General features: G+C 59.5%; 15 protein-coding genes and 1 pseudogene. 6 read left to right on the top strand and 10 right to left on the bottom strand.

Translation table 11 applies throughout. The features are described from left to right. The 3 genes from PFH44_RS17985 to PFH44_RS17975 all read right to left on the bottom strand — a co-directional run. Positions 1-520: MsnO8 family LLM class oxidoreductase (locus PFH44_RS17985; protein ID WP_283825722.1), on the bottom strand; the 520-nt coding region annotated here is incomplete at its 3' end. Between the two features lie 105 nt (positions 521-625). Beyond that, positions 626-1,171, bottom strand: coding sequence for a P-loop NTPase family protein (locus PFH44_RS17980; protein ID WP_283825721.1), 546 nt, complete (start codon positions 1,169-1,171; stop codon positions 626-628). Between the two features lie 112 nt (positions 1,172-1,283). Then, positions 1,284-1,682, bottom strand: coding sequence for a (R)-mandelonitrile lyase (locus PFH44_RS17975; RefSeq protein WP_283825720.1), 399 nt, complete (start codon positions 1,680-1,682; stop codon positions 1,284-1,286). Positions 1,683-1,791: 109 nt separating this feature from the next. On the opposite strand from PFH44_RS17975, the gene PFH44_RS17970 reads away from it, so the two are divergent. Then, positions 1,792-2,679 (top strand): LysR family transcriptional regulator, encoded by an 888-nt coding sequence (locus PFH44_RS17970; RefSeq protein ID WP_045855253.1) that lies wholly within the window; start codon positions 1,792-1,794, stop codon positions 2,677-2,679. Between the two features lie 188 nt (positions 2,680-2,867). Beyond that, a complete protein-coding gene (gene ansP / locus PFH44_RS17965) occupies positions 2,868-4,331 on the top strand; it encodes an L-asparagine permease (RefSeq protein ID WP_045855252.1) in 1,464 nt (487 codons plus the stop codon). Positions 4,332-4,388: 57 nt separating this feature from the next. On the opposite strand, the gene PFH44_RS17960 is transcribed toward ansP, so the two are convergent. Further along, the gene (locus PFH44_RS17960; RefSeq protein WP_041145366.1) at positions 4,389-4,610 is read right to left on the bottom strand and encodes a YgdI/YgdR family lipoprotein; all 222 of its coding nucleotides are present in this window, start codon (positions 4,608-4,610) and stop codon (positions 4,389-4,391) included. 142 nt (positions 4,611-4,752) lie between these two features. Then, positions 4,753-5,814 (bottom strand): 7-bladed beta-propeller protein YncE, encoded by a 1,062-nt coding sequence (yncE, locus tag PFH44_RS17955; protein ID WP_283825719.1) that lies wholly within the window; start codon positions 5,812-5,814, stop codon positions 4,753-4,755. 260 nt (positions 5,815-6,074) lie between these two features. Here yncE and pqqU point away from each other — a divergent pair, with 260 nt between their 5' ends. Continuing rightward, complete coding sequence (gene pqqU, locus PFH44_RS17950) at positions 6,075-8,186, top strand: TonB-dependent receptor PqqU (RefSeq protein WP_283825718.1); 2,112 nt, start codon at positions 6,075-6,077, stop codon at positions 8,184-8,186. A 252-nt stretch (positions 8,187-8,438) separates the two neighbouring features. Beyond that, the gene (rihA, locus tag PFH44_RS17945) at positions 8,439-9,374 is read left to right on the top strand and encodes a pyrimidine-specific ribonucleoside hydrolase RihA (RefSeq protein ID WP_045855250.1); all 936 of its coding nucleotides are present in this window, start codon (positions 8,439-8,441) and stop codon (positions 9,372-9,374) included. 276 nt (positions 9,375-9,650) lie between these two features. Here the strand turns inward: rihA and PFH44_RS17940 are convergent. The 3 genes and pseudogenes from PFH44_RS17940 to PFH44_RS17930 form a co-directional block, all read right to left on the bottom strand. Continuing rightward, a pseudogene (locus tag PFH44_RS17940) lies at positions 9,651-9,770 on the bottom strand (DUF596 domain-containing protein); the annotation flags it as partial. 17 nt (positions 9,771-9,787) lie between these two features. Continuing rightward, the gene (locus PFH44_RS17935; RefSeq protein WP_045855241.1) at positions 9,788-10,825 is read right to left on the bottom strand and encodes an NADP-dependent oxidoreductase; all 1,038 of its coding nucleotides are present in this window, start codon (positions 10,823-10,825) and stop codon (positions 9,788-9,790) included. Positions 10,826-10,889: 64 nt separating this feature from the next. Beyond that, entirely contained in the window at positions 10,890-11,465 is a 576-nt protein-coding gene (locus PFH44_RS17930; protein ID WP_045855240.1) for a helix-turn-helix domain-containing protein, read from the bottom strand. Between the two features lie 204 nt (positions 11,466-11,669). On the opposite strand from PFH44_RS17930, the gene PFH44_RS17925 reads away from it, so the two are divergent. Together PFH44_RS17925 and PFH44_RS17920 are read left to right on the top strand one after the other, a co-directional pair. After that, positions 11,670-12,188, top strand: coding sequence for a GNAT family N-acetyltransferase (locus PFH44_RS17925; RefSeq protein ID WP_283825717.1), 519 nt, complete (start codon positions 11,670-11,672; stop codon positions 12,186-12,188). Then, positions 12,185-12,634 (top strand): DMT family transporter, encoded by a 450-nt coding sequence (locus PFH44_RS17920; protein ID WP_123707793.1) that lies wholly within the window; start codon positions 12,185-12,187, stop codon positions 12,632-12,634. Before PFH44_RS17925 ends, PFH44_RS17920 begins: the two co-directional genes overlap by 4 nt. Positions 12,635-12,642: 8 nt before the next feature. Here the strand turns inward: PFH44_RS17920 and PFH44_RS17915 are convergent, their stop codons facing one another. Continuing rightward, complete coding sequence (locus PFH44_RS17915; RefSeq protein WP_045855237.1) at positions 12,643-12,876, bottom strand: YdcY family protein; 234 nt, start codon at positions 12,874-12,876, stop codon at positions 12,643-12,645. A gap of 17 nt (positions 12,877-12,893) precedes the next feature. Then, positions 12,894-14,495 carry an ABC transporter substrate-binding protein gene (locus PFH44_RS17910; protein WP_283825716.1) on the bottom strand — a complete coding sequence of 534 codons (1,602 nt, stop codon included), beginning with the start codon at positions 14,493-14,495 and terminating at the stop codon, positions 12,894-12,896. Between the last annotated feature and the right edge of the window lie 417 nt (positions 14,496-14,912).

Genomic DNA, 14,912 nt, shown 5'->3' with positions numbered 1-14,912 from the left:
GACTGGCGCCGAGCAGGAAGCCGTCCGCCCGCCGCGGCGGAATAGGCGTCGCCCGCACGCTCTCGTCACCTTCAGCCTCGGTCAGCGATAGCCAGTTATCAAGCTGGGCCAGCTGGTCGGCAAAGGTGCCTTTATCTTCCTGATTCAGCCCCTGCTGCAGCGCGCGGGTGGAGAGCGGCAGGCCGCCGGGCGCTTTGCCAACGCCAAGATCCACCCGGCCCGGCGCAATAGAGGCCAGCAGGTTGAAGTTTTCCGCGACTTTATAGGGACTGTAGTGCTGGAGCATCACCCCGCCGGACCCGACGCGAATCTGCCGGGTCTGGCCGAGGATCCAGGCGATCGCCAGCTCCGGCGACGGGCTGGCTAATTGATCGGTATTATGGTGTTCGGCTATCCAGAAGCGATGATATCCCCAGGCCTCCGCCTGTTGCGCAAGGGTTAAAGTTCGGGTCAGCGCCTGAGCGGCCGTTTCTCCAGCCGCAAGCGGACTTTTATCCAGAATACTGATTCGATAAGACATTTCGCAGACTCGTATTAACTAACGTGTCTGCATTATTAGAATCTGGGCAGGCGGCTGAGAAACAATTTATTTACATGTACTCTGCCGGAAAATAGATATACGAGCTTAATGCTGGGCAGGCTGCGCCGCCAGCTGGCGGAGAAAATCCTCCGTCTGGCGCCGGTTACGCAGGCGCACAAAGCGAATATGCTGCCAGGCCGGGTCGGCCATATCGGCAAGGTAGCGCTGGCGATTGAGACGCCAGGTTTTGATGGTCCACCAGATAATGGATTCGCGGCTAAAAAAGGAGCGGCGGAAGCTTTCGCAGTTGCCGGTCCCGGGCCACAGCTCCTGGCGGCGGCTGGCGCGGGCGGCGGCGCGGCACACCGCCTGGCGCAGCGTGCGGCAGAATCCGTAGTCGAGCCAGACCACCAGATCGACCTCGCGCCATTTGATCTGACGGCTGCGGTTATAGTTGCCGTCCAGCACCCAGCCCGGCCCGGCGGTAGCGGAGGCTAATTTGGCGAAAAACGCTTCGTCCGGCGTGCCCTGCCACTGCGGAAGCCAGTAGAGCCGGTCCATTTCGATACAGGGAAGCGCCAGCTGCCGGGCAATCCGCCGGGCGAGGGTCGATTTGCCGACGCCGCTGGTCCCTACTACGTTGATTTTCATCGTCTGCGCTCAGCCATGTTTTGTTGTGGGGCTGAGAATAATAGCCGACAAACGGCCGCGTCGGCGATGAAAATTCCGGCTCAGCGCCTGCGCTAACCGGCGGCGGTAGCGTTTAGCAGCCCTGATACTGCTCGTCGCTGACGTGCTCCTGCCAGGTCACCGCGCTGCCGTTTTCCGCTTCGGCGATGGCAATATGCACCATCGCGGCGGTGCTACTGGCGCCGTGCCAGTGCTTCACGCCCGGCGGGATCCACGCGATATCGCCCGGATTCAGCGCCTGCGGCTCTTTGCCCCACTCCTGCAGCCAGCCGCGTCCCTGGACCACAATCAGCGTCTGGCCCAGCGGATGCGTATGCCAGGCGGTACGCGCGCCGGGCTCGAAGGTGACCGTTGCGCCGCCCACTTTCGCCGGCTCGGTGGCCTGAAAAGGCGCGTCGATACGCACGTCGCCAGTAAACCAGTCTGCGGGGCCTTTTCGCGATGGCTGTGAGCCGCTGTGGCTAATATTCATGATGCTCTCCTCTTATGTGTTGCACTAAAGATAGCGCAAGCGTCGGGCCGCGATTAGACTGCAAAATAAGAAAGGAACCATGAGCCAAATTCATTAATCCGAAAAAACGATGCTTAAAGATAATATTAACGACCTACTGTCGTTTATGGTGGTGGCCCGCGAGCGCAGCTTTACCCGCGCCGCCGCCCAGCTCGGCGTTTCTCAGTCGGCGTTGAGCCACGCCATACGCAATCTGGAGGCCCGGCTCGACGTGCGCCTGCTAACCCGCACCACCCGCAGCGTCGCGCCAACCGAGGCCGGCGACAGGCTGTTTCAGCGCCTCGGCCCGCATCTGCAGGAAATTGAGCAGGCGCTCAGCGACCTGCGCGACACCCGTGAGCATCCGTCCGGTAATATCCGCCTCACCGCCGGCGAGCACGCCGCCAGCGCGGTGCTCTGGCCGACGTTGAAACCCTTTATGCTGCAGTATCCTGACATTCATATCGAAATTACCGTTGATAACGGACTGACCGATATCGTCGATGGGCGCTTTGATGCCGGGATCCGTCTCGGCGAGCAGGTGGCGAAGGATATGATTGCGGTGCGTATCGCCCCCGATATGCGCATGGCCGTCGTCGGCTCGGCGGACTACCTTGCGCGCTACGGCACGCCGCAAACGCCCTATGAGCTCGACCGCCACCGCTGCATTAATATGCGCTTACCGACCCTCGGCGGCATTTATGCCTGGGAGTTTGAGCAGGAGGGGCGCGAAGTGCGCGTCCGCGTTGACGGACAAATCACGCTAAACAGCCTTCCGCAGCGTATAGATGCTGCCGCCGCGGGCCTCGGACTGGCCTATGTCCCGGAGGATTCCGTCGCCGGGGCGCTCGCCGACGGTCGGCTGGTGCGGCTCCTCGAAGCCTGGACTCCCTCCTTCACCGGCTACCATCTTTATTATCCCAGCCGCCGCCAGCACACCGCCGCCTTTTCCCTGCTCGTGGACGCGCTACGACGCTGAACCCATTGATATATAAGCAAGTGCGCTGCAGACATGTTTTACGTGCGTCACTATCACGTTGCGTGTAGGATGCTGCGCCATGCTCTGCTTATCTCCTACGCCAGAATGATGAGAAAGCCAGCATAACGTGCTGCCAGTCGGCGGTGCGGGGACCACTCATGGACATTGACAGGAAAATGGGTACATCAATGAATACAAAACACAACGCCGCGGCCGAGCATCAGGCCGCAAAACGTCACTGGCTCAACTCGCAGGAGTCGGGTTACCACAAGGCAATGGGCAACCGTCAGGTGCAGATGATCGCCATCGGCGGCGCAATCGGTACCGGTCTGTTCCTCGGCGCCGGCGCGCGCCTGCAGATGGCGGGGCCCGCGCTGGCCCTGGTGTATCTGGTCTGCGGCCTGTTCTCCTTCTTTATCCTCCGCGCGCTGGGCGAACTGGTGCTGCACCGGCCCTCCAGCGGCAGCTTCGTCTCCTACGCCCGCGAATTCCTCGGCGAAAAAGCGGCCTACGTTGCCGGCTGGATGTACTTCGTCAACTGGGCGATGACCGGCATTGTCGACATCACCGCCGTGGCGCTCTACATGCACTACTGGGGCGCCTTCGGCGACGTTCCGCAGTGGGTCTTCGCCCTCGGCGCGCTGGCGATCGTCGGCACCATGAATATGATCGGCGTGAAGTGGTTTGCCGAAATGGAGTTCTGGTTTGCGCTGGTCAAAGTGCTGGCGATTGTTGCATTCCTCGTGGTCGGCACAATTTTTCTCGGCAGCGGGAAACCGCTGGACGGCAACGCCACCGGCTTCCACCTGATTACCGATAACGGCGGCCTGTTCCCGCACGGCCTGATGCCGGCGCTGGTGCTGGTGCAGGGGGTGGTGTTCGCCTTTGCCTCCATCGAACTGGTCGGCACCGCCGCCGGAGAGTGCAAAGAGCCGCAGACCATGGTGCCGCGGGCGATCAACAGCGTGATCTGGCGTATCGGCCTGTTCTACGTCGGCTCCGTGGTGCTGCTGGTGCTGCTGCTGCCGTGGAATGCCTATCAGGCGGGGCAAAGCCCGTTCGTCACCTTCTTCTCGAAGCTCGGCGTGCCGTACATTGGCAGCGTGATGAATATCGTGGTCTTAACCGCGGCGCTCTCCAGCCTCAACTCGGGCCTGTACTGCACCGGGCGCATTCTGCGTTCGATGTCGATGGGCGGCTCCGCGCCGCAGTTTATGTCGAAGATGAGCCGTCATCAGGTGCCTTACGCCGGGATTCTGGCGACGCTGGCGGTCTACGTCATCGGCGTATTCCTCAACTATCTGGTGCCGTCGCAGGTCTTTGAGATCGTGCTCAACGTGGCTTCGCTGGGGATTATTGCGTCGTGGGGCTTTATCGTGGTTTGCCAGATGCGGCTGCGTAAAGCGATTAAGGAAGGTAGAGCGGCGGAGGTGAGCTTCAAAATGCCTGGCGCGCCGTTTACCTCCTGGCTGACCCTGCTGTTCCTGCTCAGCGTGCTGGTGCTGATGGCCTTCGATTATCCGAACGGCACCTACACCATCGGTTCAATTCCGCTGATTGCGGTGCTGCTGGTCGCCGGCTGGTTTGGCGTTCGTCGCCGGGTGGCGGCGATACATAGCACCGCACCGGGTGCGCAGACGGCGCAAAAATAGCGCGATTGCGGTTTGGCCGAAACCGGTCAAACCGCACTTTTCAACGACGATCCAGACTTAGTTATCTTTAACCAGCTGCGAAACGTCGCTGCTGTTAATTTGACGCTGGTTGCCCGATTCGTCGGTGTAGCTGGTCATGCCGGTATCTTTATCCAGCTGTGGCTTGCCGTGGGTCACGATGGTCTGCCCACTTTTCGTTGTCATCACATAGTTTGACGTACAGCCCGCCAGTAAGGCCAGCATCGCGCCGGCGCACAGAACCATAAATGGCTTATTCATATCGTCTCCAGAAAGATTACCACTCTCCCGCAGCAGGCGGGAAAGCACTGATTATAAAGCCATTAGGTTAATACGGCTAACAGGTGATTGTAACAGAGGGTGATTCAGGCGAGCAGGAGGGGTCTCCCCCTCCGCTACATCTTTACAGCGCGATGCGGATAACGTCATCCGGCTGAGTGGCTTCTTTCTGACGGGTTGATTCCTGCTTCACGCTGACGTACAGCGTTTTACCGTCGGCGGAGAGCGCGAGGCTGTTAGGATAGGTTGGCGTTTTAATGGTTTTGACGACCTTGTAGGTTTTACCATCGATCACGCTGACTTCGCCGGCCTTACGGTGGGTCACGTAGGCTTCATTGCGGGTCGGGTTGAACAGCACTGCCAGCGATTCCGGCGCGGCGATTTTCTCCAGCACCTTGCCGTCGCGCAGATCGACCACCAGCACTTCCGGCTGTTTGCTGTCGGTAATGAAGGCGCGGTGGCCCGCGGTATCGAGGCTCAGGTTCAGGTAGAAGTGCTCTTTACCGTCATCCTGCAGCTTTTTACGGCTCAGAATTTTGTTGCTGTCGCTGTCGATAGTCAGCAGCTCACCGTCGGCGTTGGTGGTGTAAATGCGCTTCGCGTCAGCATCAACCGCCAGCCCGGTCGCCATCGCGCCGGTATTGGTAATGGTATCTTTCAGGGTCAGCTTGTCGCCATCAACCACCCAGATAACGCTCTCTTTACCCAGCCCGGTAATATAAACGGTGTTGGTCTTCTCATTCACTGCCAGCTCGCGCGGCGCCAGCGGACGCACGGTTTCACTGCGCTTGCGGTCGTCAAGCACCAGACGGCCTTTCACGGCGCCGGTTTTGGCGTCAATCGCGGTGACGGTGCTGTCGGTGGTGTTGCCAAACCACAGCGTCTGGGTAGCGTTGTTGATCGTCGCGCCGAACGGCTTGAGGTCGTTATGGATAACCTGAGTGACCTCCAGCGTCGTCGGGTCGAGGCGATAGACGATCCCGCCTTTATCCAGCGAACGACTTTGCGAAGTCGCGACCCATAGCGCATTTTCCTGCTGGCTATAAGCCATCTCGTATGCGCCCTTTCCAACCGCCTTGCGCAGCATTTCTTCCGCCGCGTGAGCGCTGAAGCTCCCCGCCAGCAGCAGTGAAGTTAACAACAGTGAACGGCGCAGACGCGGCGTGGACAGATGACGTAATGACATGACGACTCCCTTTGATAAAACAAATATGTGCCTGCTCGACAGTGCTTCCGTGGCGTAAAGTCATGGCTTTACGCTATTTTATAAATGCGAATAGTAATCATTATTTAACGCAAAGTGGAGCGTTAATTACGCTCGCGGGCGAAAAAAACAGCCAATAGTTGCCATTATTTAACTAAACTTCCGTTAATAATTTTCAAAAAATTACAAAAGAGTTAACATATGGAGATATGTTCCGTTTGGTTCGTTTTGCGAGTGTTTCCATGAAAATCCTTTCCGTGCGCACGGTTGCGCTTCCCGCCCTCCTCTTGCCGCTGGTCGCTATGGCTCAGTCCAGCCCAGAAGGCGAACAGACGATGGTCGTTACCGCTGCCCCAACGACGGTCTCCGAACTCGATACCCCCGCCGCCGTCAGCGTGATTGACGGCGACGACATGCGCCGCGCCGCGCCGCGGGTCAACCTTTCCGAGTCGCTGGGCGCGGTGCCCGGTCTGCAGGTGCAAAACCGGCAAAACTACGCTCAGGACCTGCAGCTCTCGATTCGCGGCTTCGGCTCTCGCTCCACTTACGGCGTGCGCGGGCTGCGGATCTACGTTGACGGCATTCCGGCCACCATGCCCGACGGCCAGGGGCAAACCTCCAATATCGATATCGGCAGCGTAGAGTCGCTGGAGGTTCTGCGCGGGCCCTTCTCCGCGCTGTACGGCAACTCCTCCGGCGGGGTGATTAACGTCACCAGCCAGAGCGGCAGCCAGCCGCCAACCATCGAAGCCAGCAGCTATTACGGCAGCTTCGGTACCTGGCACTACGGCATGAAGGCCACCGGCGCCGTCGGCGACGGTACCCACGCCGGGGACGTCGATTACACCGTGTCGACCAACCGCTTCACCACTCACGGCTATCGCGATCACAGCGGCGCGCGGAAAAACCTCGCCAACGCGAAGCTCGGCGTGCGTATCAACGACGTCAGTAAGCTGACGCTGCTGTTCAACAGCGTGGATATTAAGGCCAACGATGCCGGCGGCCTGAGCTACGACGAGTGGCAAAGCAACCCGCGCCAGTCGCCGCGCGGCGATCAGTACAACACCCGCAAATCGACCAAACAGACCCAGGCCGGTTTACGCTACGAGCGCCAGCTGAGCGAGCGCGACGACCTGAGCGTGATGATGTACGCCGGCGAGCGCGAAACCACGCAGTATCAGTCGATTCCGCGCGCGCCGCAGCTTAACCCGAGCCACGCGGGCGGCGTGATTGACCTCACCCGCCACTATCAGGGTATCGATACCCGCTGGACCCACCGCGGGGAGCTGCTGGTGCCGGTGACCTTCACCACCGGGCTTGATTACGAAACCATGAGCGAGCGCCGCAAAGGGTTTGAAAACTTCGTGATGGCCAACGGCGCGCCGCAGTACGGCGAAGAGGGCAACCTGCGCCGCAACGAACGCAACCTGATGTGGAATATCGATCCTTATCTGCAGACCCAGTGGCAGCTGACGGAGAAACTGACTCTCGATGCCGGGGTGCGCTACAGCTCGGTGTGGTTCGATTCAAACGATGACTACATTACCCCGGGCAACGGGGACGATAGCGGCGACGCCAGCTACCACAAATGGCTGCCGGCGGGTTCACTGAAGTATGCGCTGACCGATGCGTGGAACGTCTACGCTTCCGCCGGCCGTGGTTTTGAAACGCCGACCATCAACGAGCTCTCCTATCGCTCCGGCAACCAGGGCGGCCTGAACTTTGGCCTGCAGCCCTCAACCAACGAGACGTTTGAAATAGGTAGCAAAACGCGGATCGGCAACGGCCTGCTCACCGCCGCCCTGTTCCAGACCAATACCGATAACGAGATTGTCGTTGACGCCAGCAGCGGCGGACGCACCAGCTATAAAAACGCCGGCAAAACCCGCCGTCAGGGGATGGAGCTGGGGCTGGATCAGCAGTTCGCTGAGAACTGGCGCCTGAAGGCCGCCTGGACCTGGCTGGACGCCACCTACCGGACCAACGTCTGCGACGACGCCAGCTGCAACGGCAACCGCATCCCGGGGATCGCCCGCAACATGGGCTACGCCTCGTTTGGCTATCAACCGGATCGCGGCTGGTACGCGGGCAGCGATATTCGCTACATGAGCAACATTATGGCTAACGATGAGAACACCGCTAAGGCGCCGTCTTGGACCGTCGTTGGGCTCACCAGCGGCTATAAGTGGAACTACGGCAACATGGATATGGACGTTTTCGGCCGTATCGATAACCTGTTTGACCGCAGCTACGCCGGATCGGTGATCGTCAACGAGTCCAACGGCCGCTACTACGAACCTGCGCCGGGACGTAACTACGGCGTTGGCCTTAACCTCGCCTGGCGATTTGAATAACACGCCGCAGCCGCCGCCCGGGGAGTCACGCCGGGCGGCGGCGTTAATGTCCCCATTCCGGCCATGGCCTCATCGTCCTGCGTTGCCCCGGCCAGCGCGGACCGGGCGGGAAGCAAGCTCGCTGTCGGGAAAACATTCTTCCCTCCTGCCTTCATAATGCGGCGTGCATCACGCTTTGTTTTATCCTCTCTCGTCTGTTGTGCTCCCTGGCGTTACCCTTATCACAAATATCGCCCATAAAAAGGAGCCGCTATGGCACTGCCAATCATCCTTGATTGCGACCCGGGTCATGATGACGCCATCGCTATCGTTCTCGCCCTCGCCTCACCCGAACTGGACGTCAAAGCCATCACCTCCTCCGCCGGCAACCAGACGCCGGAGAAAACCCTGCGTAACGTGCTGCGCATGCTGACGCTGCTGCAACGCCAGGATATTCCGGTGGCCGGCGGCGCGCGTAAGCCGCTGATGCGCGAGCTTATCATCGCTGACAACGTTCACGGCGAAAGCGGGCTCGACGGCCCGGCGCTGCCGGAGCCTGATTTTGCCCCGCAGAACTGTACCGCCATAGAACTGATGGCCAAAACGCTGCGCGAAAGCCCGCAGCCGGTGACGATTGTCGCCACAGGCCCGCAAACCAACGTCGCCCTGCTGCTGAATAGCCACCCGGAACTGCACGACAAGATCGCGCGCATCGTGATGATGGGCGGCGCAATGGTGCTCGGCAACTGGCAGCCCGCCGCCGAGTTTAATATCTACGTCGACCCGGAAGCGGCGGAGATCGTCTTCCAGTCGGGTATTCCGGTGGTGATGGCCGGGCTGGACGTCACGCATCGGGCGCAGATTCATGACATGGATATCGAACGTTTCCGCCAGGTCGGCAACCCGGTAGCCACCATCGTTGCCGAGCTGCTCGACTTCTTTATGGAGTATCACAAGGATGCTAAATGGGGATTCACCGGCGCCCCGCTGCATGACCCCTGCACCATCGCCTGGCTGCTGAAGCCGGAGCTGTTCACCTGCGCTGAGCGCTGGGTAGGCGTGGAAACCCAGGGGAAATACACCCAGGGCATGACGGTGGTCGATTATTACTTCCTGACCGGCAAGCAGCCGAATACCACGGTGTTGCTGGATGTCGACCGGGAGGGTTTTGTTGACCTGTTAGCCGAGCGGCTGGCGTTTTATGGCTGAATCAGGGTGCTGCAAGACGTTAAGAATTGCGATACTGCCTTCTGGATAAAGACGAGCCGACCGGAAACGTCGGCAGTTTGCAGCGTATCAGGCGACGAGTTTGTCAGGCACAGAGCCTGTCTGTCGTTCGTCAATGACCCTGCCTTTGGTCTGTCCGGGTGGGATCTATCAGAGGCAGGCAGTACCGTTAATTTCAGTATCGTGACCGACAAAAGCATTTATGCGAGATATATTCAAGAATAACGGCTCCGAAGAGCCGTTATGACTGGCGGTATATCAGGTCCAGTCTTCATAGCCATTTTCGTGGATCCAGACTATGCTGCCAGGGCATTTCTCCGTCAGAAACCAGAAGCCATCAAAAGCATCCTCTTCCATTTCTTCCTGGTTTTTGGGGAATTTCTTTTAAATAAACGTTACTCGTCCGGCGAAACGCGGACCACGACCTTACCGAAGTTCTCGCCCTTCAGCAGGCCGATCAGCGCGCGGGGGGCGCTCTCCAGCCCGTCGATTTGCTGCTCGCGGTACTTAATTTTACCCTCCTGCACCCAGCGTCCCATCTCCTGCTGGAACTCGGCGATACGGTGGCCGTAATCCTGGCCGATAATAAAGCCCTGCATCCGAATCCGCTTTTTCAGCAGCGTGCCCATCAGCAGCGGCAGACGGTCCGGCCCCTCGGGCAGCGCGGTCGCGTTGTAGCCGCTGACCAGGCCGCACACCGGCACCCGCGCCGAGGTATTGAGCAGCGGCAGCACCGCATCGAACACCTTGCCGCCGACGTTTTCATAATAAACGTCAATGCCCTGCGGGCAGGCCTGCGCCAGCTGCTCGGCAAAATCAGGTGCCCGATGGTCGAGGCAGACGTCAAAGCCCAGCGTCTCGACCGCATAGCGACACTTCTCGCTGCCGCCGGCAATCCCGACGGTGCGGCAGCCTTTAAGCTTAGCAATCTGCCCTACCGTTGCGCCCACCGGCCCGGTGGCGGCGGCGACTACCAGTGTCTCGCCTGCCTTCGGCTGTCCAATATCCAGTAGCCCCATATAGGCGGTAAAACCAGGCATGCCCAGCAGGCCGAGCGCCCAGGACGGATGCTCCGGCTGCGCGCCCAGCCTCACCAGCCCGCTGCCGTCAGACAGCTCATAATCCTGCCAGCCGCCGTAGCCCAGCACCCACTCCCCTGGCGTAAAGTCAGCATGATTTGACGTCACAACCCGGCTCACCGTACCGCCCACCATCACCGCGCCGATGGCGACCGGCGGCGAGTAGGACGGCGCATCGCTCATGCGGCCGCGCATGTAGGGATCTAAAGAGAGAAACACGGTGCGAAGCAGCACCTGTCCCGGGCCCGGCGAGGGCACATCGCCCTCTTCCAGACGGAAATTTTCCCCGGTCGGCTCGCCGTGTGGACGAGAAGCCAGCACCCAGCGACGGTGACGTTGCGAATTAAAAGCCATAGCAAACTCCTCTTTTAAAGACCTGTACTGAGGCTAGCCGCAATTACCACCGCCTGCATTGGCATTATGAGGCAGATTGATTCAGCCTGACGACCAGGTAGATGCAGGAGGTGGCGGACTCATTGATAAAGCGGCAGTCGTTCGGCGGCCCCAGCTCCAGGCAGTCCCCCGCCCGCATTTCATGGCGCGTGGTGCCTTCGACAAACACCAGCTCGCCCTGCTGCAGCCAGATCAGCTGGCGCGCCAGGGCATAGGAGGCCGCGGGCATCGGAACATCGCTGCCGGCGGGAAGCTCCACCTGCACCAGATCGATAGGCAGATCGCTGCGCGGCGAGACGTGACGGCGCAGATAGTGGCTCTGCGGATCGCGCCACACCGGCTGGTTGGCAAAGCGCAGCAGCTTCCCTTCCTGCATCTCCGCCCGGGCGATCAGCGTCGACATGCTGATGCCAAAGGCGCCGGAGAGACGCCCAAGCATCGACGCCGTCGGGCTGCTCTCACCGCGTTCGATTTTGTGGATCATCGCCCGCGACGCGCCGGCCCGTTCCGCCAGCTCGCTCAGAGACCAGCCTCGGGACTCGCGTTCGATCCGAATGCGGGCGCTGATGCGCTGATTGATATTGTCTTCGATAGTATTCATAGCGTAGCACTATAGTGTATGGCAGGCGGCGTAACAAGGTGATGAAAGCTAAGGCGTTTGCACGGCGCTGGTCCGCGCCTCTTCGCCTGATACAGCGCCGGCTGGCGCTGCCCAGGAAAAATTATGGCTAAAACAGGTGACAGCGTCGCGTACATTATTGTAATAATATCGTACTACTATAGTGTACGAAACTTGAGGTTTGCTATGACCATCCGCTATGCCTGTAAAGAGGATTGTGCGGCGATTGCCGGGATCTACAACCATGCGGTGCTGCACACTGCCGCTATCTGGAATGATAAAACCGTCGATACCGATAACCGCATTGCCTGGTTTGAAGCGCGCCAGCTGGCCGGTTTCCCGGTGCTGGTAAGCGAAGAGAACGACGTGGTGACCGGATACGCATCGTTTGGCGACTGGCGCGCCTTCGACGGCTTTCGCCATACCGTCGAGCATTCGGTCTACGTACACCCGGATCATCAGGGAAAAGGGCTTGGCCGCACCCTGCTTGTGGCGCTGATTAATGAGGCCCGCCGCCTGAAGAAACACGTGATGGTCGCCGGCATTGAGGCGCAGAACCACGCGTCGCTGCATCTCCATGAAACCCTCGGTTTTGTAACCACCGGCCAGATGCCGCAGGTCGGCACCAAATTCGGCCGCTGGCTGGACCTGACCTTTATGCAGCTCCAGCTCGACGATCGCCGCGATCCGGATCCCGAGGCATGAACCAGTCCCTGACGCTGGCCTGCCTTATCGCCGCCGGGATCGGGCTGGTGGTGCAGAATACGCTGATGGTGCGCATTACCCAGTCCGCTTCGACAATCCTGATTGCGATGCTGCTTAATTCGCTGGTCGGGATTGTTATTTTCGTCACCATTTTGCTCCTGCGCCACGGCGCGGCGGGCATGCATGAGCTGGCGGTTAGCGTGAAGTGGTGGACGCTGATTCCGGGCCTGCTGGGGTCGTTTTTTGTCTTTGCCAGCATCAGCGGGTATCAGAACGTCGGCGCGGCGACCACCATTGCGGTGCTCATCGCCAGCCAGCTGGTTGGCGGCCTGATCATCGATTTAGTGCGCGCCCACGGCGTGCCGTTTCGCGCGCTGGTGGGGCCGTTTTGCGGAGCGGTCATGCTGGTGATAGGCGCCTGGCTGGTAGCCAGACGCCAGTTCTGACGCGGATATCAGAGGATAGAGCCACCCCTGGTCAACTGCTCACGCCGCCCGTCCTGCTCTTCCTGGTGCTGGCGTCCGTGATGCGCAATGGCAGTGCGTAGACGCTGCTGCTGGGTATAGCGATCGTCGCGATCGAGTTCAGCGTCATCGCTCAGTTCGATCAGCAGCTCATTCATATGGGTAATCACCCCTTCGGCAATCGCCGCGTCTACGCGGGCGATAACCTCATCCAGATGTGCCATCCTGCGCTCCTTGTGGCTTAATTCAGTTTTACCTTCGAAAAATCGCTGCCCATCAGGCTCACGCTATAGCCGCTGACGTTGCTGCGCGTGGCGTAGAAGGTTTTGCCGGTTGCCAGGGTAATCCACGGCGCCTGCTGATAAAAAATCTCCTGCGCCTGGCCGTACAGCTTGGCTCGCGCCTGCGGATCGCTGACCAGCAGCGCTTTTTTCACCAGCGCGTCGTAGGACTTATCGCACCAGCGGGCAACGTTAGAGCCGGTTTTGATGTTATCGCAGCTCAAAAGCGTGCCGGCAAAGTTGTCCGGATCGCCGTTATCCGACATCCAGCCAAACAGGGCGCTGTCGTGTTCGCCTTTACGCATCCCGGCGAGATATTCACCCCACTCAAAACTGACAATTTTAGCCTTGACGCCAACCTTGCTCCAGTCGCTCTGAATCATCTCTGCGATGCGGCGGGAGTTCGGGTTATACGGCCGCTGAACCGGCATCGACCACAGGGTGACCTCTGCGCCATTTTCCAGCCCGGCCTGCTTGAGCAGCGCTTTGGCCTTCTGCGGATCGTAGTCGTAGTCCGGGAGATCTTTCTTATAGCCGAGCATATTGGCCGGCAGCGGCGATTTCGCCACGGTGCCGGAATCGAGGAACACCGCTTTAACGATCGCCTGCTTGTCGGTCGCATAGTTCAGCGCCTGACGCACCAGCAGGTTATCAAACGGCTTTTTCTCGGTGTTAAACGCCAGATAGCCAACGTTCAGCGCCTCAACCGAGTGCAGCGCCAGATCCTTATTGCCTTTGATGACCGGGAACTGCACCGGGGAAGGCGCCGGAATGATCTGACACTCGTTGGTTTGCAGCTTCGCCAGCCGCGTCTCAACGTTTGGCGTGATCGAGAAGATCAGATGCTTTGTCGGCACCTCGCCTTCCCAATAGTGCGGGTTGGCAATATAGCGGATCTGGGAATCCACCTTATACTGCTGCAGCGCGTACGGGCCGGTACCGATAGGCCAGGTATCGACGTACTCCGGGGTTCCCTTTTTCAACATCGCGTCGCCATACTCCGCGGAGAGAATGGAGGCGAAATCCATCCCCCAGTCGGCGAGGAACGCCGCATTGGGCTCCGTCAGCACGAACTGGACGTGATAATCGTCGAGCTTTTTCACCTCTTTGATCAGCTTATCCAGCCCGACGTCGTGGAAGTACTCGTAGCTGCCCTGCGAGACGTTATGGTACGGATGTTTTGCATCCTGCTGGCGTAGCACCGAGAAGAGGACGTCATCGGCGTTGAAATCGCGGGTTGGCTTAAAGTATTTATTGCTGTTGAACTGAACGCCTTTACGCAGGGTAAAAGTCCAGGTTTTGCCATCCGGCGAAACGGTCCAGTCGGTAGCCAGCGAAGGAACCGGCGTATTTTTCTGCGGATCGAAGGTAATCAGGCGGTTGTAGAGCACCTGCGAGCTGGCCACAAACGAGGGGCCGGAGCTGGCAATCTGCGGGTTGAAGGATTCCGGCGAGGCTTCGGAGCAGTAGACCAGCGTATCGTTACCGGCCGCCAAGGCCGCAGCGGCCGGCAGCAGCAGCGCGCTCAGCGCCAGAGCAAGGCGTGTTTTCCCTGTAGACATGGTTATAAACCTTATTAATTTGTTATATGCCCTCTAATAACAGCACAGCAGGAATCAACCGGCAAATAATCAATTGGTATCAGGTTATGCTGAAAACGCCGTTTTCGCCGATTTATTCAACACTCGCCGCCTTTTTGCACCGTTTAATCGGCTGAAGTTGTGAACTGCCTAAAAAGCTTGAAAAATAGCGTGCGATAACCGCCCTCCCGGCCCCGCGAAATCTCCCCGCCCGGTACACTCGGAAAAACGCGAAAAGATGAGGTTTCCCGATGAGCTTAACCTGCAGCCTGTACACCAACGGCCGGTGGCACGATGCCGACGACGGCGCTACCTTTACCCGCAGCCATCCGCTGAACGCAGAGGCGGCCTCCACCGCAGCCGCCGCCAGCCTCGCCGACGCCCGGCGCAGCGTTGAGG

Source organism: Klebsiella sp. Ech2A, assembly GCF_030078455.1.
GTDB lineage: Bacteria > Pseudomonadota > Gammaproteobacteria > Enterobacterales > Enterobacteriaceae > Klebsiella > Klebsiella terrigena.
This window is presented reverse-complemented; position numbering and strand designations above follow the sequence as displayed.